At 40.0% G+C, this 23,919-nt stretch carries 20 protein-coding genes, 2 tRNA genes and 2 rRNA genes; 11 read left to right on the forward strand and 13 right to left on the reverse strand.

What is annotated here, in order from left to right; all coding sequences use genetic code 11:
* Positions 1 to 108 precede the first annotated feature (108 nt).
* The 5 genes from BEN71_RS17840 to BEN71_RS17865 form a co-directional block, all read right to left on the reverse strand.
* Positions 109 to 3,000 (reverse strand): 23S ribosomal RNA (locus tag BEN71_RS17840).
* Positions 3,001 to 3,430: 430 nt separating this feature from the next.
* Positions 3,431 to 3,506, reverse strand: a tRNA-Ala gene (locus BEN71_RS17845).
* A gap of 73 nt (positions 3,507 to 3,579) precedes the next feature.
* A tRNA-Ile gene (locus BEN71_RS17850) sits at positions 3,580 to 3,656 on the reverse strand.
* A 59-nt stretch (positions 3,657 to 3,715) separates the two neighbouring features.
* A 16S ribosomal RNA gene (locus BEN71_RS17855) occupies positions 3,716 to 5,254 on the reverse strand.
* Together the 16S and 23S rRNA genes with 2 tRNA genes alongside form the textbook arrangement of a ribosomal RNA operon.
* Before the next feature lie 659 nt (positions 5,255 to 5,913).
* Positions 5,914 to 6,519, reverse strand: a complete 606-nt coding sequence (locus BEN71_RS17865; protein ID WP_068975667.1) for a TetR/AcrR family transcriptional regulator — start codon at positions 6,517 to 6,519, stop codon at positions 5,914 to 5,916.
* 85 nt (positions 6,520 to 6,604) lie between these two features.
* Between BEN71_RS17865 and BEN71_RS17870 the strand changes: the two genes are divergently transcribed.
* Positions 6,605 to 7,813 carry an oxygenase MpaB family protein gene (locus tag BEN71_RS17870; RefSeq protein WP_068975666.1) on the forward strand — a complete coding sequence of 403 codons (1,209 nt, stop codon included), beginning with the start codon at positions 6,605 to 6,607 and terminating at the stop codon, positions 7,811 to 7,813.
* 69 nt (positions 7,814 to 7,882) lie between these two features.
* On the opposite strand, the gene BEN71_RS19560 is transcribed toward BEN71_RS17870, so the two are convergent.
* The 4 genes from BEN71_RS19560 to def all read right to left on the reverse strand — a co-directional run bounded on the left by BEN71_RS19560 (position 7,883) and on the right by def (position 11,507).
* The gene (locus BEN71_RS19560) at positions 7,883 to 8,197 is read right to left on the reverse strand and encodes a hypothetical protein (protein ID WP_068975665.1); all 315 of its coding nucleotides are present in this window, start codon (positions 8,195 to 8,197) and stop codon (positions 7,883 to 7,885) included.
* Positions 8,198 to 8,230: 33 nt separating this feature from the next.
* The gene (locus BEN71_RS17880; RefSeq protein ID WP_068975664.1) at positions 8,231 to 10,285 is read right to left on the reverse strand and encodes a TonB-dependent copper receptor; all 2,055 of its coding nucleotides are present in this window, start codon (positions 10,283 to 10,285) and stop codon (positions 8,231 to 8,233) included.
* A gap of 68 nt (positions 10,286 to 10,353) precedes the next feature.
* Positions 10,354 to 10,866 carry a DUF2946 family protein gene (locus tag BEN71_RS17885; RefSeq protein ID WP_068975663.1) on the reverse strand — a complete coding sequence of 171 codons (513 nt, stop codon included), beginning with the start codon at positions 10,864 to 10,866 and terminating at the stop codon, positions 10,354 to 10,356.
* Between the two features lie 110 nt (positions 10,867 to 10,976).
* Positions 10,977 to 11,507, reverse strand: a complete 531-nt coding sequence (def, locus tag BEN71_RS17890; protein ID WP_068975662.1) for a peptide deformylase — start codon at positions 11,505 to 11,507, stop codon at positions 10,977 to 10,979.
* Between the two features lie 123 nt (positions 11,508 to 11,630).
* Between def and BEN71_RS17895 the strand changes: the two genes are divergently transcribed.
* From BEN71_RS17895 to BEN71_RS17905, 3 genes are read left to right on the forward strand one after another with little or no spacing between them, the layout of a single operon-like run.
* Entirely contained in the window at positions 11,631 to 12,782 is a 1,152-nt protein-coding gene (locus BEN71_RS17895) for a LysM peptidoglycan-binding domain-containing protein (protein WP_068975661.1), read from the forward strand.
* A 39-nt stretch (positions 12,783 to 12,821) separates the two neighbouring features.
* The gene (gene dprA / locus BEN71_RS17900) at positions 12,822 to 13,967 is read left to right on the forward strand and encodes a DNA-processing protein DprA (RefSeq protein WP_068975660.1); all 1,146 of its coding nucleotides are present in this window, start codon (positions 12,822 to 12,824) and stop codon (positions 13,965 to 13,967) included.
* 46 nt (positions 13,968 to 14,013) lie between these two features.
* The gene (locus BEN71_RS17905; protein ID WP_068975659.1) at positions 14,014 to 14,583 is read left to right on the forward strand and encodes an L-threonylcarbamoyladenylate synthase; all 570 of its coding nucleotides are present in this window, start codon (positions 14,014 to 14,016) and stop codon (positions 14,581 to 14,583) included.
* A 442-nt stretch (positions 14,584 to 15,025) separates the two neighbouring features.
* On the opposite strand, the gene BEN71_RS17910 is transcribed toward BEN71_RS17905, so the two are convergent.
* Together BEN71_RS17910 and BEN71_RS17915 are read right to left on the reverse strand one after the other, a co-directional pair.
* Complete coding sequence (locus BEN71_RS17910) at positions 15,026 to 15,913, reverse strand: DMT family transporter (protein ID WP_068975658.1); 888 nt, start codon at positions 15,911 to 15,913, stop codon at positions 15,026 to 15,028.
* A gap of 113 nt (positions 15,914 to 16,026) precedes the next feature.
* The gene (locus BEN71_RS17915) at positions 16,027 to 16,683 is read right to left on the reverse strand and encodes a TetR/AcrR family transcriptional regulator (RefSeq protein ID WP_068975657.1); all 657 of its coding nucleotides are present in this window, start codon (positions 16,681 to 16,683) and stop codon (positions 16,027 to 16,029) included.
* Positions 16,684 to 16,822: 139 nt separating this feature from the next.
* Between BEN71_RS17915 and BEN71_RS17920 the strand changes: the two genes are divergently transcribed.
* From BEN71_RS17920 to BEN71_RS17940, 5 genes are all read left to right on the forward strand, one after another.
* Positions 16,823 to 18,067, forward strand: coding sequence for an MFS transporter (locus BEN71_RS17920; RefSeq protein ID WP_068975656.1), 1,245 nt, complete (start codon positions 16,823 to 16,825; stop codon positions 18,065 to 18,067).
* 56 nt (positions 18,068 to 18,123) lie between these two features.
* Positions 18,124 to 18,870, forward strand: a complete 747-nt coding sequence (locus BEN71_RS17925) for an AraC family transcriptional regulator (RefSeq protein ID WP_068975682.1) — start codon at positions 18,124 to 18,126, stop codon at positions 18,868 to 18,870.
* A 256-nt stretch (positions 18,871 to 19,126) separates the two neighbouring features.
* Positions 19,127 to 19,654, forward strand: coding sequence for a hypothetical protein (locus BEN71_RS17930; protein WP_068975655.1), 528 nt, complete (start codon positions 19,127 to 19,129; stop codon positions 19,652 to 19,654).
* A 168-nt stretch (positions 19,655 to 19,822) separates the two neighbouring features.
* Positions 19,823 to 20,368 carry a glutathione peroxidase gene (locus BEN71_RS17935; protein ID WP_068975654.1) on the forward strand — a complete coding sequence of 182 codons (546 nt, stop codon included), beginning with the start codon at positions 19,823 to 19,825 and terminating at the stop codon, positions 20,366 to 20,368.
* Between the two features lie 182 nt (positions 20,369 to 20,550).
* Entirely contained in the window at positions 20,551 to 21,192 is a 642-nt protein-coding gene (locus BEN71_RS17940) for a hypothetical protein (RefSeq protein WP_068975653.1), read from the forward strand.
* A 29-nt stretch (positions 21,193 to 21,221) separates the two neighbouring features.
* Here the strand turns inward: BEN71_RS17940 and BEN71_RS17945 are convergent, their stop codons facing one another.
* Positions 21,222 to 21,644: a hypothetical protein gene (locus tag BEN71_RS17945; protein ID WP_227542632.1), complete on the reverse strand. Its 423-nt coding sequence runs from the start codon at positions 21,642 to 21,644 to the stop codon at positions 21,222 to 21,224.
* Between the two features lie 140 nt (positions 21,645 to 21,784).
* Here BEN71_RS17945 and BEN71_RS17950 point away from each other — a divergent pair, with 140 nt between their 5' ends.
* Positions 21,785 to 22,228 (forward strand): ATP-binding protein, encoded by a 444-nt coding sequence (locus tag BEN71_RS17950; RefSeq protein ID WP_068975651.1) that lies wholly within the window; start codon positions 21,785 to 21,787, stop codon positions 22,226 to 22,228.
* A 3-nt stretch (positions 22,229 to 22,231) separates the two neighbouring features.
* Here the strand turns inward: BEN71_RS17950 and BEN71_RS17955 are convergent, their stop codons facing one another.
* On the reverse strand, positions 22,232 to 22,534 hold the full coding sequence (locus BEN71_RS17955) for a hypothetical protein (protein WP_068975681.1): 303 nt from the start codon (positions 22,532 to 22,534) through the stop codon (positions 22,232 to 22,234).
* Between the two features lie 221 nt (positions 22,535 to 22,755).
* Between BEN71_RS17955 and dcm the strand changes: the two genes are divergently transcribed.
* A complete protein-coding gene (dcm, locus tag BEN71_RS17960) occupies positions 22,756 to 23,853 on the forward strand; it encodes a DNA cytosine methyltransferase (protein ID WP_068975650.1) in 1,098 nt (365 codons plus the stop codon).
* Positions 23,854 to 23,919 lie beyond the last annotated feature (66 nt).

Here is a 23,919-nt window from a genome sequence, read left to right on the forward strand (position 1 = left end):
TTTGAGTTGGTAATTGTATCTAGCTTTTGAACTAAATCAAGGTCAATCATTACTGATTGTTTGGTTTTGAATCGATTGATGCATACAACACAACTGTTTGGGTGTTGTATAGTCAAGCCTCACGAGCAATTAGTATTGGTCAGCTTCACATGTCACCATGCTTCCACATCCAACCTATCAACGTCGTAGTCTTCAACGGCTCTTTAGAGGACATAAAGTCCTAGGGAAATCTTATCTTGAGGTAGGCTTCCCGCTTAGATGCTTTCAGCGGTTATCCCTTCCGAACATAGCTACCCGGCGATGCGACTGGCGTCACAACCGGTACACCAGAGGTTCGTCCACTCTGGTCCTCTCGTACTAGGAGCAGATCCTCTCAAATTTCCAACGCCCACGGTAGATAGGGACCGAACTGTCTCACGACGTTCTAAACCCAGCTCGCGTACCTCTTTAAATGGCGAACAGCCATACCCTTGGGACCTGCTTCAGCCCCAGGATGAGATGAGCCGACATCGAGGTGCCAAACACCGCCGTCGATATGAACTCTTGGGCGGTATCAGCCTGTTATCCCCAGAGTACCTTTTATCCGTTGAGCGATGGCCCTTCCATACAGAACCACCGGATCACTAAGACCTACTTTCGTACCTGCTCGACTTGTGGGTCTCGCAGTTAAGCGCGCTTTTGCCTTTATACTCTACGCGTGATTTCCGACCACGCTGAGCGCACCTTCGTACTCCTCCGTTACTCTTTAGGAGGAGACCGCCCCAGTCAAACTACCCACCAGACATGGTCCTCGTCCCGGATAACGGGACAGAGTTAGAACCTCAATATTACCAGGGTGGTATTTCAAGGACGGCTCCATGGCAACTAGCGTCGCCACTTCAAAGCCTCCCACCTATCCTACACAAGTAAGATCAAAGTTCAATGTCAAGCTGCAGTAAAGGTTCACGGGGTCTTTCCGTCTAGCCGCGGGTACACCGCATCTTCACGGCGATTTCGATTTCACTGAGCCTCTGCTGGAGACAGCGCCCCCATCATTATGCCATTCGTGCAGGTCGGAACTTACCCGACAAGGAATTTCGCTACCTTAGGACCGTTATAGTTACGGCCGCCGTTTACTGGGGCTTCGATCAAGAGCTTCGCTTACGCTAACCCCATCAATTAACCTTCCAGCACCGGGCAGGCATCACACCCTATACGTCCACTTTCGTGTTTGCAGAGTGCTATGTTTTTAATAAACAGTTGCAGGGGCCTGGTTTCTGTGGCTGTCGTCAGCTCAGGAAGCAAGTTCCATCACCAACAACAGCGTACCTTCTCCCGAAGTTACGGTACCATTTTGCCTAGTTCCTTCAGCAGAGTTCTCTCAAGCGCTTTGGTCTACTCGACCTGACCACCTGTGTCGGTTTCGGGTACGATTCCTGTGTAACTGAAGCTTAGAGACTTTTCTTGGAAGTATGGTATCAGCCACTTCGCTAGTAAACTAGCTTGCTATCAGTTCTCAGCATAGAGCACCCCGGATTTGCCTAAGATGCATGCCTACTACCTTTCACCTGGACAACCAACGCCAGGCTGACTTAACCTTCTCCGTCCTCTCATCGCATTACACAGAAGTATTGGAATATTAACCAATTTCCCATCGACTACGCCTCTCGGCCTCGCCTTAGGGGTCGACTCACCCAGCCCCGATTAACGTTGGACTGGAACCCTTGGTCTTTCAGCGAACGGGTTTTTCACCCGTTTTGTCGTTACTCACGTCAGCATTCGCACTTCTGATACCTCCAGCATGCTTCTCAACACACCTTCATCGGCTTACAGAACGCTCCCCTACCACTTACACTTACGTGTAAATCCGCAGCTTCGGTACTATATTTTAGCCCCGTTACATCTTCCGCGCAGGCCGACTCGACTAGTGAGCTATTACGCTTTCTTTAAAGGGTGGCTGCTTCTAAGCCAACCTCCTAGCTGTCTATGCCTTCCCACATCGTTTCCCACTTAATATAGATTTTGGGACCTTAGCTGGCGGTCTGGATTGTTTTCCTCTTGACTACGGACGTTAGCACCCGCAGTCTGTCTCCCGGATAGTACTCATTGGTATTCGGAGTTTGCATCGGTTTGGTAAGTCGGGATGACCCCCTAGCCGAAACAGTGCTCTACCCCCAATGGTATTCGTCCGAGGCGCTACCTAAATAGCTTTCGGGGAGAACCAGCTATCACCGAGTTTGATTAGCCTTTCACCCCTATCCACAAGTCATCCCCTGGCTTTTCAACGACAGTGGGTTCGGTCCTCCAGTTAGTGTTACCCAACCTTCAACCTGCTCATGGATAGATCACCCGGTTTCGGGTCTATACCCAGCAACTATGCGCCCTATTAAGACTCGATTTCTCTACGGCTCCCCTATACGGTTAACCTTGCTACTGAATATAAGTCGCTGACCCATTATACAAAAGGTACGCAGTCACCGAACAAGTCGGCTCCCACTGCTTGTATGCATGCGGTTTCAGGATCTATTTCACTCCCCTCACAGGGGTTCTTTTCGCCTTTCCCTCACGGTACTGGTTCACTATCGGTCAGTCAGGAGTATTTAGCCTTGGAGGATGGTCCCCCCATATTCAGACAAGGTTTCACGTGCCTCGCCCTACTCGTCATCATTATATGTGCCCTTTCGTGTACGGGACTATCACCCTCTACGGTAGCACTTCCCAGAGCTTTCCGCTAAAACACATATAACTTAATGGGCTGATCCCCGTTCGCTCGCCGCTACTGAGGGAATCTCAATTGATTTCTTTTCCTAAGGGTACTGAGATGTTTCACTTCCCCTCGTTTGCCTCGTAACACTATGTATTCATGTTACGATACCTATCTTATGATAAGTGGGTTCCCCCATTCAGAAATCTCCGGATCACAGGATATTTGCCGCCTCCCCGAAGCTTATCGCAGGCTATTACGTCTTTCATCGCCTCTGACTGCCAAGGCATCCACCACATGCACTTAATTACTTGACTATACAACCCCAAACAGTCGCTTGTTCCTACAAGTAGAACAATCAACATTACAGTTTGAAGTACTGTGCACCTAAGCACCGTACAGCTTCAATCTAAATTCATATACCAAAACGCTTGATTCAGTTTAATCGCTAGTAACTCAATTTCTCTTAATCATTCAAACATGTCACTTGCGTGTCATATTCTTATGTTTAATTGAAATGAGTATGAACAATTTATTTCAACTCAAATATATTCTGTTAATGATTAACTACCATCTCGTCGATGCGTAGTAAACTGTGATAAATCACAGAAGTTAACAAGACGCGTATAATACGCCGACTTCTTATTAATTTCTATAATCTAGGACTTCGTTCGATTAAAGCCTGCGCAAAGCATAGCTTTTTGCTTAAATTTTAAGGAAAAGCGTTGCTTTTCTATTCTTAAAATTTGGTGGAGACTAGGAGAGTCGAACTCCTGACCTCCTGCGTGCAAAGCAGGCGCTCTACCAACTAAGCTAAGTCCCCAGCTTAAGACCAATATATCTAATTTTCTGTATTCTATATTTAAACTCTCATTCAAATATTTCGTTAGTCAGAATGGTGGGTCTGACAAGACTTGAACTTGTGACCCCACGCTTATCAAGCGTGTGCTCTAACCAACTGAGCTACAGACCCTCAGATACATCAATGAAGAACAACTTGTTGTGGATTCTTACCAATCGTCAATCTTTCGTTAAGGAGGTGATCCAGCCGCAGGTTCCCCTACGGCTACCTTGTTACGACTTCACCCCAGTCATCGGCCACACCGTGGTAAGCGTCCTCCTTACGGTTAGACTACCTACTTCTGGTGCAACAAACTCCCATGGTGTGACGGGCGGTGTGTACAAGGCCCGGGAACGTATTCACCGCGGCATTCTGATCCGCGATTACTAGCGATTCCGACTTCATGGAGTCGAGTTGCAGACTCCAATCCGGACTACGATCGGCTTTTTGAGATTAGCATCACATCGCTGTGTAGCAACCCTTTGTACCGACCATTGTAGCACGTGTGTAGCCCTGGTCGTAAGGGCCATGATGACTTGACGTCGTCCCCGCCTTCCTCCAGTTTGTCACTGGCAGTATCCTTAAAGTTCCCACCCGAAGTGCTGGCAAATAAGGAAAAGGGTTGCGCTCGTTGCGGGACTTAACCCAACATCTCACGACACGAGCTGACGACAGCCATGCAGCACCTGTATGTAGATTCCCGAAGGCACCAATCCATCTCTGGAAAGTTTCTACTATGTCAAGACCAGGTAAGGTTCTTCGCGTTGCATCGAATTAAACCACATGCTCCACCGCTTGTGCGGGCCCCCGTCAATTCATTTGAGTTTTAGTCTTGCGACCGTACTCCCCAGGCGGTCTACTTATCGCGTTAGCTGCGCCACTAAAGCCTCAAAGGCCCCAACGGCTAGTAGACATCGTTTACGGCATGGACTACCAGGGTATCTAATCCTGTTTGCTCCCCATGCTTTCGTACCTCAGCGTCAGTATTAGGCCAGATGGCTGCCTTCGCCATCGGTATTCCTCCAGATCTCTACGCATTTCACCGCTACACCTGGAATTCTACCATCCTCTCCCATACTCTAGCTTCCCAGTATCGAATGCAATTCCCAAGTTAAGCTCGGGGATTTCACATCCGACTTAAAAAGCCGCCTACGCACGCTTTACGCCCAGTAAATCCGATTAACGCTCGCACCCTCTGTATTACCGCGGCTGCTGGCACAGAGTTAGCCGGTGCTTATTCTGCGAGTAACGTCCAAGCATCTTGGGTATTAACCAAGAGCTCCTCCTCCTCGCTTAAAGTGCTTTACAACCATAAGGCCTTCTTCACACACGCGGCATGGCTGGATCAGGGTTCCCCCCATTGTCCAATATTCCCCACTGCTGCCTCCCGTAGGAGTCTGGGCCGTGTCTCAGTCCCAGTGTGGCGGATCATCCTCTCAGACCCGCTACAGATCGTCGCCTTGGTAGGCCTTTACCCCACCAACTAGCTAATCCGACTTAGGCTCATCTATTAGCGCAAGGTCACAAGTGATCCCCTGCTTTCTCCCGTAGGACGTATGCGGTATTAGCGTTCCTTTCGAAACGTTGTCCCCCACTAATAGGCAGATTCCTAAGTATTACTCACCCGTCCGCCGCTAGGTCAGTTACCGAAGCAACTTCCCCCGCTCGACTTGCATGTGTTAAGCCTGCCGCCAGCGTTCAATCTGAGCCATGATCAAACTCTTCAGTTAAAATCATTAGTGACTTAAGGTCACAATTCTGGCTCATCAATTACTGACAAATTCTCTCAAATAAACTTCGAGTAATTTAAACCAATCAATCAATGATAATATTTCGATCAATCAATCAGTAAAAATCCACACAAGTTGTTCTTCATATTCTCTTAATGATCTTCTCAATGCTTCGTCAGCATCAAGCTAGGTCGGCTATATTACTCTGAATCTCTTCAAAGTCAACCAGTAATTCAAATTATTTTAAACTTTCTTTCTAAAACCCAACTCAATCAATCTTAACTAAGTCACTGTTTTATCAGAAGTTTTAATCTTCATCACCGCCGATGGATGTGCATTCTACAGCATTTCAGAGCAGACACAACCCCTTTTGGAATTTATTTTTAAAAAACTGCTCTGTCTGTTTATTTATTCTGCAAAATCTGCCTTTTTTATTCAAAATTTTACTTTTTTGCTTAAAAATACAACCGTGTTATGCAGCGTATTCACCGCAACAAGTTTCAAATCAATAGAACATGACTATATGTTTTCCTGTTATTTACTCTCTACAAGGAACAATCACACTACTAACTTCAATATTTTAAAGGAATGTCTATAAGAGTTCTTTACTGCCTATTTAAAGTCATAGGTCGATTTAAGTTATAGCTCATCTAAGACTTTTACAGTTTTGAATCAGTCTCTAAATAAGCCAAAATCATCGTGGTTAGTTCTTTTTTCAATTGTTGTTCTGAAATCAGAAAATTATTGTTACTGACATAACGCATCATAGTAAATAAAGTGCTATTGATGATGACAAAAGATTTGTTCTTAAGTGTCTCAAAACTCCAATCTTTAAAAAACCGACTAAATACGTATAAACCGACTTCATAAAAATGTTTTTCTAAAATTTTGGAAGCATCTGAATTGTTATAACCATGCCAATGTTTCAACACTTCTATAAAGAAGCCGTCATCGGCTTTCATCATGTCAAAACCGAATTGAATACTAAGTGGAATAATTTCTCTAATCGTTAAATCTTCTTGGCTAATCGCAATCTGCTTGAGCGCCAAACCCAGTTGCTCACTCTTACGGCGCAAAAGCTCCTGAATGATTTCTTCTTTATTACCAAAATATTGATAAATCGAACCAACACTGACACCTGATTTTTCTGCAATTTTAGGTGTAGTCACATTGAGCAATCCATGTTCAGCAATACATATTTGAGTCGCTTCAAGAATGCTTTCAACAATCATTTTTGCGCGTTGTTGTTGTGGTTTTTTTCTCATCATGCGCCCTCATTCAAATGCGAATTGAATGCGAATAATTATTCATATTAGAGTTTGATTAAACAATAAACAGGTCAAACGAGAAATGCAAACTTTAATTAAACCGACGCGTTTAGCACCTTTTGAAAAAATGTCACGAAATAATATTAAATTTAAAATTTTTAATTATTTGACAAATCAGCAAGCTCAACCCAGTTATGAAGAATACATTTCCTTAAATGCGGCATTACAAACAGGTGATGTTCCGATGGATAAAGTCATGCAATGGGTCATGACCAATCCTCGCCAAAACCGTAAGTTATTTGAAACAGCACTTTATCAAGGTATCGACAAATTGCCTCAAGAAGAGCCTGTCCTCACTGAGTTTTTTAATCTAGTTGAAAAGAAACCAATGTGGTTTGACCCTGTTAAAATTGAGACAGCCATTCAATTTACGCACCGACTAGGCGCTAATGGAACTTATATTCTTCGTGATTTGGCATTAATGACGGGTTATCAATATCCTGGCTTCAATCAGCCTTTGATTGCGACGGGTGCACTGAGCAAATATGCAGGGAAGCGTCTGGCTGAAACACATAAATGGTGGTTAGATATCAATAAACCCAATAGTTTCTCTCGTTTTAATGATGGTTTTACATCAACAATTTATGTCCGTTTCATTCATTCCTTAGTCCGTTATCAACTGAATAAATCTAAAGATTGGGATCGAGAAGTTTGGGGTGAGCCAATCAATCAATACGATCAAGCCATGACCAATATTGCATTTAGTGCTGTATTATTGATTGGAGTTCGTGCAATTGGTATTTTCCCAAGCAAAGCGGAATCCGAAGCCATTATGCATTTTTGGAAATATGCGGGTTGGCTTATGGGCATCGATGATAAATGGCTCGTTGATAAAGAATCAGAAGCATGGAAATGGATGCAATGGTTGGATTTTGCACATCCAAAGGTTGATGAAAGTAGTCGGGTTTTGGCAAAAGGACTATCCAAAGAACCTTTTGAACGTCAATACAAACATTTCAATACCTTTTTACAGAAAAAAGCTTATCAAAATCATTTAGATGTCACTCAACTCTTTATTGGTCCCAAAAAGATGAAAAAATTGGGGTTAAAACCACGCACCCTCGCTTGGTATCCATTCTATCTCATGGCGAAGAACACCGTTCTATATAATGGTGCAAAGCATATTGGTGTTTTGGATCGTTATTTACAAAAACATGGTCGTGCAGAACAGGAATACAGCCTAGAACTTTATCAAAATGCTGGAAAGCAATTGGCAAGTATGCATCAGTAGCCTTTTCAAAATTAAAGAATAAGGAAGCATGTTCGCTTCCTTATTCTTCACTGATCTAACTTTTAAAATTTATTGATGATGACCATGCATTGGCTCAGAGGCTGAAGCATTCATATGATCCATCTTTGCCATATCCTCTTGGCTCATCGAAGCGTGACTCATACCTTCATGCGCTATATTGTCATGCTTCATTTCTTGATTCATTTGTGACATATCATGTTGCTGAGCTGATTTCTGTTGCTTACTCGGCATGTAATCTGGTTCATTCTCTATTGCCAAATAGAAAATTCCCATAAAAATACAGCTTAAAATAATCGCAACAACCAAGAGTGGCCATCCCCAAAATGATTTTTCAGGGGAGAGTTTATTGCTGTCATTACTCATATAAAGTCCTCAAATTTAAAATATTTCAATGAATTAAAATTTCATGCTCAGACGCGCCCAATAATTACGTCCTGTATTGTTAAATTGCTCATTCGAAGCAAAGCCGAAGCCTGAACTGCCTGCCTTATTCAAATGTTCGGTATAGGTTTTATCCAAAACATTATCCACACCGACCGCAAGATTTAAATCTTTCTGAATATTATATGAAGCATTCAGCGCCAAGGTGGTAAAACCCGCACTCTCACCCATGTCGTAGCCGACGATATTACCTTGATTTAGGCTAATACGATCCTGCTTTGCCACAGTACGAACCAACATTCCCAATGAATATTTATCTTGTACATAACGTACATTCAAACGAGCCTCTAAGGGTGCAATTTGCGGTAATGGCTTATTCGTATCTGTATTTTCACCCCAAGCATACATTGCACTTAGATCTGCTTGAATCGTATTAGTAAATTGATAGCCCACACCTGCTTCAGCACCTGCAATGGTTGCGTCGACATTTTTAGCACCAGCACTAAATGATGAACCATGATCATGTCCACCTGAAGTTGGATGATTATGATAACTCATCAAAATATAATCATTGACCAAGCCTGCGTATGCCGATACCCATGAGCTGAATGCACCATGTTCATGCTGATAACCTAGATCCAACTGCAAAGTCTTTTCATTTTTTAAATCATTAAAAGCTGGCATAGGCATTCCCGTATTACCATGAGCTGTACTGAATAACTCCCAATAATCAGGTACACGCTCTACATAACCCAAACCAATATAAGATTTGGCATTATGTTCAGGATGTTGATTCTCCAAACGAATAAATCCACTCGGAAGTGTTTCTTTACGTTCATCATTGAGTTTGAGTGCATCAATTTTGACTTGATCAATACGCCCGCCTGTCACCAATTTATAGGTATCATTAAATTGGTAAGCAAGTTCTCCAAATGCACCGTATGAATGAAACTTCATATTAGTGGATAAAGGCATATCCATCATACGAGATGTCATAGCACCTGCATGGTGATTCTGCTGGGTATCCACACCTGTAATCAGGCTGAGTTTATCCCATTCCGAAGTCATCACAAGACGTGTGTTTAAAGTACGACGTGTCACTTGCATAGAAGATTTATCTAAATACATTTCATGAGTCATATGATCATGTTTTATTTCAGGTGTACGTAAACTAAAGTTATCCATCACGTGATCGTTATAACTATAGTTCACCTGCCCTTCGATTTTTTTAATCACATTGGTGATGTTTTTCTTTTCAAAACGTAGCCCTAAGCTTTCACGTGCAAACTGTGAGCCATCCATTTCACGACCTGCATATTCAGCTTCACCATCGGCTTTACCACCCGTCAGCTCAATCCAAGTATCCTCATTCGGTGTCCAACCCAGTGCTAAATCTGTATTCCAACGCTCCCATGAAGATGGAACAGAATGACCATCACCATCCTTATAACTATTCGATTCTGAACGATTGGCATTTAAACGAATGTATTTTTGGCTATCACCAACAGTTGCTTCAACATTATGATCCAGACGTCCAAATGAGCCCGTTAACACACTGGCTTGACCTTGATAATGTTTATCTTCTAATTGAGGCTTCTCTCGTTCAAAAATAACCGTTGCAGCAGAGCCTGTATTGGCATATTGAACGGTTTGAGGTCCTTTAATCACTGAAATACGATCAAAACTTTCAGGTTGAATATACGAAGTTGGCGCATCCATACGTGCAGGGCAAGCACCGAGATTTTCACTACCATCGGTTAAAATTTTAATACGTGAACCGAACATACCTCGGAAGGTCACATCACCATTGGTTCCACCACTTTTAATCGAGTTAAACCCTGCAATACTTTGTAAATAGTCTGCGCCATCAGTTGCAGGCACAGGTTGAATCGGCTGTTTTGGATCTGCATGAATAATCAGACCATTGGCATCATTATTCAGTTGTGCAGTTACTACAATCGGGGCAAGTTGCGTTGTGTTCTCTTGCTCATGAGCAAAGGCAATTGATGAATAACAAGCAATACAAATCGCAGCCGCTAAAGGCTGTAAAAAAAATTGAGGCTGAGACATTTTCTTTCTCTTAAATCTGGTTAAAACAAGGCTGGAGTCAGTCAAGACCCTAGAAAACATGTTGTGATTTAAGCGAAAAGTGGTGGGGCTCGCCCTTGAGGGAGCAGAAATAGGCGTTGCAGAACAAAATAAACATGGCGAAATGCTTTTTGAAATGCAAATAAACGGACTTGAATGCGATCTAAAACTTCTTTGACTTCAAGTTCAGGCGGTAAAACCAAATTACCATACACCGTACAGTATTGGCACTGATGACCTGCGTCATGGTGATGAGAACTTGTAGAAGTTTCAACGTGATGATCGGCATGAGCTGAAAGCTGATTCATCGCAGAACCGTGTATTACAGAATTACTTGGTACAGAATTATCTAATACAAAATCATGCGATGCTAAATGATGTTGATGATGCGAACTTTGTTGATGCTTTTCATAGAAATGACTTTCTGTTAAAGCTTGAGAAATAGTTTCACAGACCGGAGCAATTTGATATTGCTTCGGTAGCAAAGGCTGTAGAAATACAGCAATCTGTAAAAATACTGCGGCAAAACCCAGCAGTAAACCCAATCTCAACAAAACGTTCATCTCAACATTTTACGGCGACAAGTATAACAAAGCCCAATTGAAATTGGGCTTTGTAAACAACAGAAAATTTTAAATACTAAAATTTCAAAACTGAATTCAAAAACTGAACATTAACGCTTCGCGGGCACTTTTTGCTTTTCACGCTGACGCACAATTTTTTCGACTTTTTCACGCGCACGTTGGCGTTTTAAAGGAGATAAATAATCGACAAATAACTTACCATTTAAGTGATCCATTTCATGTTGGATACAAACAGCAAGAAGTTCATCCGCTTCTAGCTCAAAAGCTTTGCCTTCAAGGTTAATTGCTTCAATTTTTACGCGTGACGGACGCTCAACTTTATCGTATATTTGTGGGACAGAGAGGCAACCTTCTTCATAAGGTAATGTTTCTTCTGTAAGGGGCGTTACTTTGGGGTTAATGAACACCATTGGTTGATCTTTATTTTCAGACAAATCCATCACGATAAGTTGAATATGATGATCGACCTGTGTCGCAGCCAGACCTATACCTGGTGCTTCATACATGGTTTCAAACATGTCGGCAGCTAATTGGCGAATTTCGTCAGTCACTGTATCGACAGGTTTTGCAATGGTGCGTAAACGGGGATCAGGAAAACTTAAAATAGGTAATAAGGCCATACTGAATCCTCTGTTGCTATGCCATTGATCTTAAAACTAAATGAAGAGTGTGCTTCATTAAAAAAATGTCTGTAATATGCGTATTATAACGCATATAGATACATAATTTTAGGAATTATGATAATGAAAAAGGTTTTATCTGGCATAACGAACTTTCATGCCAAGGGGTTCAAGAAGCACTTGCTTGCTGTAACACTATGTTTAAGTGCAGGATTCACTTACATGGAAGCAACACATGCAAGCCCGAATACTAACCCACCTGCGCTCAAAGCCAATGCGCCAAATGTCTATGTGGTGAAGCGTGGCGACACATTGTGGGATATTTCAGGAAAATTTTTGAGTAAACCGTGGCGTTGGCCTGAAATTTGGGCAAGCAATAAGCATGTAAAAAATCCACATTGGATTTATCCTGGCGATAAATTATTGCTTTGTACGCTGGATGGTCGTCCTTTGATTGGGGTCGATGAAGGTGATGGTTGTGAAGGAATTATCCGTCGTCATCAAGGTGGCGCATCTTTACGACCTCAAGTACGCGTTGAATCGATCAATAATGCGATTTCAGTCATTCCATTGTCAGATATTAAACCTTGGTTAGAACACAGTATTGTGGTCAATCCAGAATCTTTACAAAACATTCCTTATACCGTGGGTGCTGCAGATAATCGTGTCATTACAGGTGCAGGTCAAACTGTTTATGCACGTGGTAATGGTTTAGTTGTCGGACAACGCTATGGTGTTTACCGTGAAGGTAAACCTTATACATTTGTAAATGCGGAAGGTAAGAAATTCAACGCAGGGCTTGAATTAACTGAAGTTGCTTCTGCAGTTGCTTCTGCGTCTGAAAATGATGTCACCACACTCGAACTGACAGATAGCTACAATGCTGAAGTCCGTAAAGGTGATTATGTTCTACCACGTTATGATGCTGAATTACCGAGCCTATTTTACCCAACAACAACCAATCAAGTGACTTCTGGTGGCAAAGTCGTTCGTGTTCAAGGTTCGATTGGCACAGCAGCACAACACAGTGTCGTCACCATTGACCGTGGTAGCTTACAAGGGGCTCAGTCAGGTCAGGTATTTAGTATTTACCAACAAGGTGAAACTGTGCGCGATCCAAAAACCAAAGAATCAATCAAATTACCTGGTCAACATATTGGTACATTAATGATTTTCAAAAGTTTTGACCACCTCAGCTATGCCTATATCTTAGACAGCAGTTTGCCGATTAAAGTTGGTGCGGACATCCGACCGCCTGCAATTTCTGACAACTGAGTTTTGTCAAAAATGATCTCTATATAGCGTGATATGAATATGTTGAATCAAATACCCGATGATCAATTCAATACCATCAAACTGTGGTATTTGGTTCAACATTCACTCAGCGCATTTCGGAAATTAGAAACTTATTTCGGATCTATTCAACAGGCAATTCAAGCTGAAAATTTAGCGAGATGGTCTGAACTAAAAATTCATAAAAGTCATATTGAACGAGCCAATGAGTATTTAAGCTCAAACGGCGAAGCTAAATTTCAAATTTGTATTGATAAAATAAAACAACATACTGATTTTATTCTATTAGACACAGATCCTCATTACCCTCAACAACTCTTAGCTTTTGACAATCATCCACCAATATTATTTGGCAAAGGTTCTTTCCAAAATTTAAGCCAACCGCAAATCGCGATTGTAGGCAGTCGCAAACCTAGCCCACATGGTAAACAAGTGGCTTATGATTTTGCCTATTATCTCAGTGAAAAAGGCTTTTTTATCACTAGTGGTTTAGCACAAGGCATAGATGAAGCAGCCCATATGGGTGGCTTAAAAAATCATCGAACCATTGCTGTGATTGGAACAGGCTTAGATCTGATTTATCCAAGTCAAAATAAGCATGTACAAGAACAAATTTTGCAAAACTCAGGCACAGTCATTACTGAATATCTGCCTGAAACCCAACCCATTCAACGAAACTTCCCTTATCGCAATCGTATCGTCAGCGGGCTGAGTTTAGGGGTACTGGTTGCAGAAGCACAATTGGGCAGTGGCTCACTGATCACGGCGCAAACTGCTGCAGAACAAGGTAAAATCATTTTCGCGATCCCTGGACATATTTATGGTGAACATCATCAAGGCTGTCATCAACTGATCCGTGAAGGCGCAATTCTGGTCGACCACCCTGAACAAATTGTTGAAGACCTCGCTTTACCTACACAATGGCATTGCGAACAACATGTTGAAAATACTGAAAAGCGTACAGAAGTCAGACTATCACCTGAAATTCCAGCACATTTATTTAGTCTTTATCAGCTTCTCGATTGGATTGGACAAGATTTAGATTCACTGGTTGAAAAATCACAATTAAATACAGCAGAATTAACCAGTTATCTGATGGAACTCGAACTTTTAGGGCTGTGTATTCAGCAGTTTGGACGTTACTTACGTTGCCGAGCGAGTCATTAAGGTTCACAATAGTCCTTTACTCAAATAATGGACAAGGTGAATCTCAATGATTACAACCTCAGTTGCTGAAGCTGCTCAAGTTCTTCAACAAGGTAAAGTATTGGCTTATCCAACAGAGGCAGTATGGGGTCTGGGCTGTGACCCTTATAATGAAACAGCGTTCTTAGAGATTTTAAAATTAAAACAACGTCCAATCGAAAAAGGCGTCATTTTATTGGCTGGACAACTTTCCCAAGTTGAACATTTGCTCACTGATATCGATCCTACCATTCGTGAGCAAATCATTCATTCATGGACTCAACGTTCAAAAACAGAACGTGCCACCACATGGTTACTCCCTGCCGATGACCAAATTCCTACATGGATTAAAGGCGACCACCCTCAAGTGGCTGTCCGTGTCACCAATCATCCTTTATGCACCGCGCTTTGTAATGCATTTAATGGATTCATTGTTTCAACCAGTGCTAATCCCGCAGGTTTAGAGCCTGCTCGATCATTACAAGAGGCAAACCAATACTTTGGTTCTGATCTCAATTATTTAAATGGTGATTTAGGTTTAAGTCGTGAGCCAAGTAAAATTATTGATGCATCTACAGGTGCAATTATTCGTGCTTAATACTTTACTTTTACAATATAAATTACATGACAAATTTTAATATTTTCAATAAAAAAGCAAAAAAAAACTCAGCCATATATAGGGTTGGCTGAGCATAAAAAAGGATGCGTTTAACCACATCCAGAGGGTATGACAAATTGATTGAGATTTTAGTTTAAGTAAAACTTAATCAATCTCGATAGAAAGATTATGCTACAAATACTTTTTTAATACAAATGCATTAATCTTCACATACTTAGCCTCAAACCTGCGATACAAAGAAAATTCGATCAACCAATAAAATTAAGTAATTCAATTTATTTTAGTATTTAACTTTTTAAATAAATTGGATGATTATTTTCGAATAAATTGAGTGCTAAAAATATTTTAAATTTGAGTTTAATTGCATACTTTTCCACCAAAAACAACCTAAAATTATTCGACTTATGTACTATTTTTGACACTAAGTGACTTTTTTTTGCGCCAATGCAATTCCGAGTAAAATAATTACCCCACCGATTGTATGCGAAACTGTCCAATCTTCGTGTAACCAAAAATAAGCAATGATCGCGGTAAACACGGGCATCAAATTCATAAAAATACTGGTACGGTTAGGACCAAGATATTGCACAGCAAGCATCCACAATAAAGGTGCCATCAACGATGGGAAAATACCTGCATAAAGCACACTGGCAACATTGTCATGATTGATTGAATCCAAGCCGAAATACAGAATAAACGGTAAGTGATAGACCAAGCTAAATGCAATTTGCACATATAAACTAATCAGCAAGGGAACTTTTAACTGCCACTTTTTTAGGAATACCCCATAAAAAGCATAAAAGAACACTGCCATCACCATCAGTACGTCGCCCCAATGCCCTCCCAATTGGGCAAGGTTGGCGAAACTTCCTCGACTAATGACGTAAAGCAACCCAAAGAAAGACAAAAGACTTCCGACGACAGCGAAACGATTCGGAATTTCTCTAAGAATGAGGATTGAAACAAAAATCGTAAATACAGGTATAAAAGCGTTGATAATCCCCATATTGGTTGCTGTCGTATAGTGCGCTGCGCTATAAGCTAAACCTTGGTACAACACCATACCAAAAGCACTCAATACAGCAAATTGCATAAAATGCTGTTGAATGAGTTGGCGTTGCTGCCACGCTTTTGGCAACATAAACGGTGTTAAAATAACGAATGCCACCAACCAACGATAAAAACTAATGCTGACAGGCGAAATATAATCCGAAACATAGCGTGTTACAGCAATATTCATTGACCAGATTAAAACGGCAAAGATCGGTAAGCTGATTGCCCACCACATCGATTTACTATTGGTGTACATAATTTTAGCAATTCAAGGTTGTTTTAAACATTATCAAAGAAGTCGGAATTAATTTAAATATCGTATTTCAGACATCAATAGCGGATTTCAGACACATGTTATTCTTTCCAAGCTTAAAACAATGTCCATGTTTTAAGTGCCAAAGTCACAACATTCTCCAATTGCTCTATCGCAACGCCATCACGCGCTTGCATAGTCAAACCTTGAATCACTGTTGAATAGTAATCCGTCATGGCTTGAATATCAGCATCTGAGCTTAAATCGCCATCTTCGACACCCTGCTGTAAGCGTTGATAAATTTTTTCTTTAACCTGTTGTCTTTTTAACAATAAATCATGCTGAAGTGGCTGATGTTGCTCCGAACAATTCATCGTTGCAGTCACCAACATACAACCTGTCGGTTTATCCTGTTGCAACAATTTTTTAAGATTTTCATAGAGATAGATTTCAATTGCAACTTTCGCAGTCTCAGCTTGTTGAAAAATCAAGTCCAGTGAACAGGCTTCATGTTTTAAATAATAATCTAAACATGCGTGGAACAGCTGTGATTTATCTCCAAAGGTACTGTAAATACTCGGTGCTGTGAGGTTTAGGGCTTTGGTTAAATCACTCATCGCAGTCGCTTCATAACCATATTTCCAAAAGAGCATCATGGCTTTTTGTAAAGCTTCCTGCTCATCAAAGCATTTTGGGCGACCACGGCGTCGCTTCAATTCTGGATGAATATCTTGCTTTTCTGATACTTGAATATGCTCTTCTGAATTTGCCATAAACTTCACATATATTTTTATAACGAACATTATTAAATTAATTGACAATCAAAAAACAATCAAATATTTTATTTTTATAACGATCGTTAATGAATTAAAAACAAGCCAAGCAAACTATCGCCAGACAGGAAATCGCCTCATGAATATGATGCAACCACAAGATACGCGACCACAAAACTTAGAAACGCCCCCCAGTAGCCAAGGCAGCTGGGTTGCTTTATTGACAGTTGCCATTACTGCTTTTGCTCTTGTCACCAGTGAATTTCTCCCCATCGGAGTGATCAATAATATTTCTGCGGATTTAAATGTTTCTGTCGGGACAGCAGGTCTGGTCATCACCCTACCTGGAATCATGGCAGCTTTAGCTGCACCACTCCTACCTGTTTTGGTTAAAAATTTAGACCGACGTTATTTATTATTGGCACTTGCCGCAACGATGGTCGTTGCCAATGCTGTTACGGCGATTGCACCTAATTTTGAAGTTTTATTACTCAGTCGTTTTATTCTCGGTTTTGCCATTGGTGGATTTTGGGCAACCGCAATTGCTTTGAGTGGTCGTTTAGCACCAGCGCATTTACCGATTGCTAAAGCCACAGCAACAGTCATGGCAGGTGTAACCCTTGCCACAGTCTTAGGTGTACCGATCGGAACATGGTTGAGCAATGCTTATGGATGGCGTACATCGTTTGCAATCACCTCTATCATTGGCTTTTTCGTCGTCGCATTAGGGGTTAAGTTTATTCCGAACTTAAAACCAGAATCAGCGATTCATTTTAGAGATTTGCCTGCTTTATTACGCATTAACAAAGCAAGACAGGGCTTAATTATTATCTTGCTGATTGGTTTGGCTCATTTTTCATCTTATAGTTATTTAACCCCATTCTTTAAAAACTCTGCTGGTTTTGACAACACCACTATCAGCTCATTACTCTTATTATTTGGTATAGCAGGGATTTTTGGTAATGCTTTCGCAGGTTATAGTGGTAACTTAAACGTCCGATATACTTTTGCCTTTGTGGCGATCTGTTTTGCGATTGTATTCTTTGGTTTCCCATTATTTGCTATACATATTTCAGGTGCATTTATTCTGACAGCGTTATGGGGTTTTGCCTTTGGTGCATTCCCAACAACAGCGAATATCTGGATGTTTCTACACGCACCACATGCTGTTGAAAAAGGAATGCCGTTATTTGTTGGCTTTTTCCAAGTCATGATTGCAACTGGTGCATTGATTGGTGGTTATGTAGTAGACCATTTTAATGCCAATATTTTGTTGTATAGTGTACTGAGTTTTATCATTTTAGCTTTTATTTCTATATTTACCCTGAGTCGTGGGCTGAATAATCCAAAAGCAGAGCTAAATCCTGTGCCATGTAAGAATTAGTTATTTTTTTAAATAACCAAATGCAAAAAAAAATTGACATCGATATAGACCCGCCCATGTATGCAGATTTGATTTCAGTAGAAGAATTCTTCTACCAAAAACATGATGTCATCACACCCCATTCTAATTTATGGGGTGATTTTAATTTAAGTTTAAATGGCACTTTAGAACTGACGATTGCAGATGAAATTTATTTGTCACCGCCGAGTTATGGTCTGTGGATTCCTCCACAAACGCATCATTACTGTGCAGGAGTCAATGATCAACAAACCCATTATATTTGTATTCGGATTCATCCTCGATTGTGCAGTCAACTCGCCGATAAAACCAGAACCTTAAATGTCCGTCCCTATCTTAAGCAAACCATTGAAGAAATTTTAGATCAACAAAAACAAGGCATCCCAATTCCACAATATTATGAACATTTGTTGCAATTGGTTGTCGATCAGATCCAACACAGTTCCTGCTACGAGCACTATTTACCCAAGAGTAATCACCCCATTCTAAATCCTATTTTAGATTGTCTCGCAGACACTTCACGCTTTCATAAAAGCATGCAAGAACTGTTAGATCCCTTTCAAATCACCGAACGGCATGCACTTCGACTCAGTCAGGAACAACTTCAACTCAGCCTTTCTGAATGGCGTAATCGTGCCAAAATTATTTATGCCATCTCATGCATTCAACAAGGTCAATCTATTAAAAAAATTGGTTTAGATTTGGGTTATCAACATAGCTCAAGCTTCATTGAGTTTTTTAAACGTTATACTGGTCAAACACCTGCACAAATGCGAAATCTTTAAAAATCATGATACAAATCATAAGAGCAACAACATATATTTCAAATACCAAAATTTAACAGCTAGGCTTTAAAATAAAGGCTTCTATCAGCCTTTTTCACCCTATTAATAAGTATATATACAAAAAAGCTATAGAAAAATGCTTTAAAAGTGGGCATTTTCGCTCTTATGCGAATAAATCTGCATCTTGAATTTGTTTATTTTACATACAAATTAATTTCAAGTTCTTAACAATTTTAAATAATGAAGGGTTTCAATAATGAAAAAATTACTCCTTGCAACATTCATTGCATCTACATTTGCTTTAGCAGCATGTGACAAAAAACCTGCTGATGCTACAACGTCTGGCTCGGATGCAAAACCTGCTGCTGCAGCAGTTTCACTCAGTAGCAACAACATTGCAGACATTAAAAGTGACTTCACTGCAATCCAAGCAATTTCTGTAGAGAAATCTAAAGAAGCACTGACGTTTCAAACTGAAGTGATGCAAGCTGCACAAAAAGGTGATAAAGATGCGCTGAAAGGCGTTGTTGATAAAATGAAAACCTATGTAGATGGTTTTAACAAAGACCTAGATGGCTTAGCACTTAAGAGTTCTGAAGTTGCTTCTATCCGTGACAAAATGAAAGAATCGAACAAACTTGGTGTAGAAATGTCTGAAGCTGGTTTAGCGGGTTCTCCTGATCCGCAAAAAATTATGGATCTTCAAAAGAAAGGTACTGAACTACAGCAAAGCTTGATGACAGACATGCAAGCATTACAAGCTAAAATCAATGCAGCACCGTAATTGGTTGTAAATAATTCCGTTTCAACTGTTCATATTCAAAAGCAGATCACATGATCTGCTTTTTTTATTACCACATAGATACAAATGTAACTTGCTGAAATCTTAGAATATCGCTAAAACATTAAACAACCTACACATAAATTTCTCTCACTTTCAAAGGATAAAAAGATGAGCAATTCTGTTTATGATATTTCCGTGAATACCATCAAAGGTGAAGCAACAACCTTAAACCAGTATCAAGGAAAAGTATTACTCATTATCAATGTTGCATCTAAATGTGGCTTAACACCTCAGTATGAAGGTTTAGAAAAACTCTATACAGAAAAGAAAGCGCAAGGTTTAGAAATTTTAGGCTTCCCTGCCAATAATTTCCTTGCTCAAGAACCAGGTACTAATGATGAAATTCAGCAATTTTGTTCATTGACCTACAATGTAGACTTCCCGCTATTCGCTAAAATTTCAGTTGCAGGTGATGATAAACATCCGTTATACGACACATTGATTCATGCGATTCCTGAACGTATTGGCGAGGGTCCTTGGTGGAAAGACTTGGTTGATTATGGCTTAACGCCAAATCCAAAACCTGAAGTGTTATGGAACTTTGAAAAATTCTTAGTCAATAAAAATGGGGAAATCGTAGCGCGTTTTGCGCCAGATATTACAGCTGATGACCCACGTATTGTTCAAGCAATTGAAGCTGAATTAGCAAAATAATTTCACATTTAAATGGAAATTCTTATCAATAAGAGTGTGATTGATCATACTCTTATTTTTTTATTTACGCATAATAGATTGATATCGTTACAAACTGTATGCCCTTTGCAACAATCCTCATTCCCTACACTTTTCCAACTTATAGTATTCAAATAGCCAATCAATTTTAATTTTGGATAATGATGAAAAAGCTCTTACAAGGTGCAGTATTACCTTTTATTATTTTTACTTCAGGTGTACTCCTTTTAGGATGTAATCAACCCATCGAACAATCACATCAACATGACGATTCCCAAATTGAATCGGCACAAAATAATCACTCTCAAAATGAACAAAGCCAAGATTTAGCATCCACTGATCATGATCAAGCCGCTCATAAAAACACGGCTGATTTAAAGCAAGGCAATATGTTTTATATCGCACGTGATGTTGCCGATATGCAATTGAAAACAGGCAATTATGTTGAAAAGTTGCAACAGGCTCAGACAGAGCTACAACAAGCGATTGAATCTAAGGATCATCTACAGCTTCAACAAACTGTGAAAGACCTCACTCGTCAATTACAAGGTTTCAATACTGCCTTGATTTCATTAGATTTAAAAACACAAGAAATTGACAATATTCGCCAACAGGTATTGAGTGCCAATAAACAAGTTTTAAATTCATCACTGTTAAATGGTGACTTGGATATTTCCAAAGTTGATTTTAATAAAATCGAAAAGCAAATGGATTTGATTCAAACAGATATGATGAAACTTGCTGGAATGGTGTTGCTTTCAGCGGGTTCAGAACAATCTTCAAATCAATCAGAAGATAAAAGCTAAAATTTAAATCCACACATTCATCATTTAAATTAGATAGGTTTGGCGACATTACACATTGGATCTTTACCCAAAGCGCGCTGAGCATCTAACTTTAAGCGGCTTTGGGCAAACTTATAGCTTGACGGCAAAAATAGCGTCATACGAGTTTTATTTTGCCCAATCGATTCGATTAAAGCCTTGGATAAATATGCACCACCCTCAGTACGAGCAAATAATGTCCCCATTTCTAAATCTTCTTCTAATTTATTGTCTGTAAATACAAAATCTTTTTCGCCAGTAAATGCCACACAACGACTATAAGCCGACTTTAAATTTTTAAATGCCGTTACATAATCAATATTAAGCTCTGTTTCTAAACCATTGCCAACTGAATCAGCGACCAAACTTGCCTCCGTGGGTAAATTCGGAGTCGTCACAAACTGTTGCTGGCAAGCAGTAAAGCTACTTAACATAACGACTGATAATAAGATTTTGAATTTAAAATAGTTTTTCATTCTCTTTTACGTTTAAATTGATTGTTATATTAGAGAAATTGTAGCAAATACATTTGCATGCTTTAATGTCGAAATGAACGTATTTTTGTAGTCATTACATGCAACTGATTATTTTTACAGGTGTTCAAGCTTCTGGTAAATCAACTTTTTATCAGCAATATTTCTATCACACACATCTGCGTTTAAACCTAGATATGCTGAAAACACGACATCGTGAAAACATCTTATTTGAGGCTGCCCTTACCTCTAAAACCAAGATAGTTATTGATAATACCAACATGACCCGCGCTGATCGTGAACGTTATATACAGCGAGCCAAAGATGCCGAATTTGAAATCATTTCATATTATTTTGAAACAGATCTGCACAGCACTTTACAACGTAATGCACAACGTGAAGGCAAAGCCAATATCCCTGAAAAAGGCGTGAGAGCAACTTTGCAACGTTTGGAAATTCCACGACAATCGGAAGGCTTTGACGAGTTATTTAAAGTCAATTTGGTTGAAAATGATGGCTTTGCAATTCATGTTATATCTGAATAAAAATTAACGTGTTGCCATTCGCCAAGCTTTAAATGCAGTTTGAATCTCTTGTTGAATCTGTTCAGGAACAGCACGCGCTTCTAAATTGGAAAAATCACCACGATAGGTTTCTGCGACAATTGCATTGGTCAAATCTTCAATCGCCACTCTACCCTGTTGTTTAAACTCTTCCGCTTCTGAGTCTGTGAGCTGAATATCCCAACACGATACAACAGAACTCATATCCACAGCGATGCTCAAATAATATTGGTCTTGGTTTTGGTAAAGTTCCCAAAAGTGGGGTTGTTGATCAATCAGTTTTAACATCGTCGAATCAGCCATTAAACATAGAGGGAATTACTTAATCTCCATTTATACAAAAAATTGCGATAAAAGGCATCATTTCATTTTTGATTAAGTCTAAATTATTCAGCACATTGATTGAGCAATCATGAAAACCAATACATTATGAATGATGCAACATTTACAAAAATCAGATGCCCTGGTAAGATTCTATACCCAAGCTATAAACTTCCACCGTGCTTAAAATGAAGCAAATCCACATTAAATTAAACGAACAACTTCATCATGATCTTCGTATTGAATGTGCGAAACGGAATATTTGCATTCAAGACTATGTTGCTGAATTATTATATAAAAATTTAAAAAATTCGAATACGACAGACCTGCTTTCTCCATTGGACAATCACTTTAAATTCATTGATCTATTTTCAGGCATTGGCGGTATTCGCTTACCGTTTCAAGAACTTGGTGGAGAATGCGTATTTAGTTCAGAAATTGATAAATTTGCCAAACAAACCTATCAAGCATATTACGATGACTTACCCGCGGGTGATATCACGCAAATTGTACCAAGTGAAATTCCAAACTTTGATGTGTTACTCGCTGGTTTTCCCTGCCAACCCTTTAGCCAAGCAGGTCAACGTAAAGGCTTCGATGATACGCGTGGAACGATGTTCTTTTATATCGAAGAAATTATTAGAATAAAAAAACCACGCGCTTTTCTACTGGAAAATGTCAAAGGTCTAAAAGGTCATGATAAGGGCAATACCTTTAAAGTGATTTGTAAACATTTAAATGACTTAGGCTATCAAATTCATCATCAAATCTTGGCTGCCAAAGATTTTGGCCTACCGCAAAATAGAGAACGAATTTATATTGTTGGCTTTCTTGAAGAGGATGCTTATAACAAATTTCATTTTCCAGAACCTTTAAATATCGCAACCAAAGTCGGTGATATTTTAGAAAAGAATGTTGCTGAAAAATATACAATTTCCGATCGTTTATGGGAAGGACATCAGCGTCGTAAACTAGAGCATGCCAGAAAAGGCAATGGTTTTGGCTATTCAATGGTCGATGAAAACTCAGCTTACACCAATACTATTTCTGCGCGTTACAATAAAGACGGTTCTGAAATTCTGATTTCGCAAGGTGAAAATAAGAACCCGAGAAAATTAACCCCTATTGAGGCAGCACGACTACAAGGTTTCCCAGATGAATTAGTGATTAAAGCCAGAGAAGCCGGTGTTTCGGATGCCCAACTGTATAAACAATTCGGGAATTCTGTCGCGGTGAGTGTCATCCGTGCAATTGCTCAGAATATGGTAAAAGCTTTGGAAAATTAGCAATATCAGTCACTTGTATTTTTAAATAATTCTACCATCTTAAACGGTATTGTATTTAAATGCCGT

Source organism: Acinetobacter wuhouensis (assembly GCF_001696605.3).
Lineage (GTDB): Bacteria > Pseudomonadota > Gammaproteobacteria > Pseudomonadales > Moraxellaceae > Acinetobacter > Acinetobacter wuhouensis.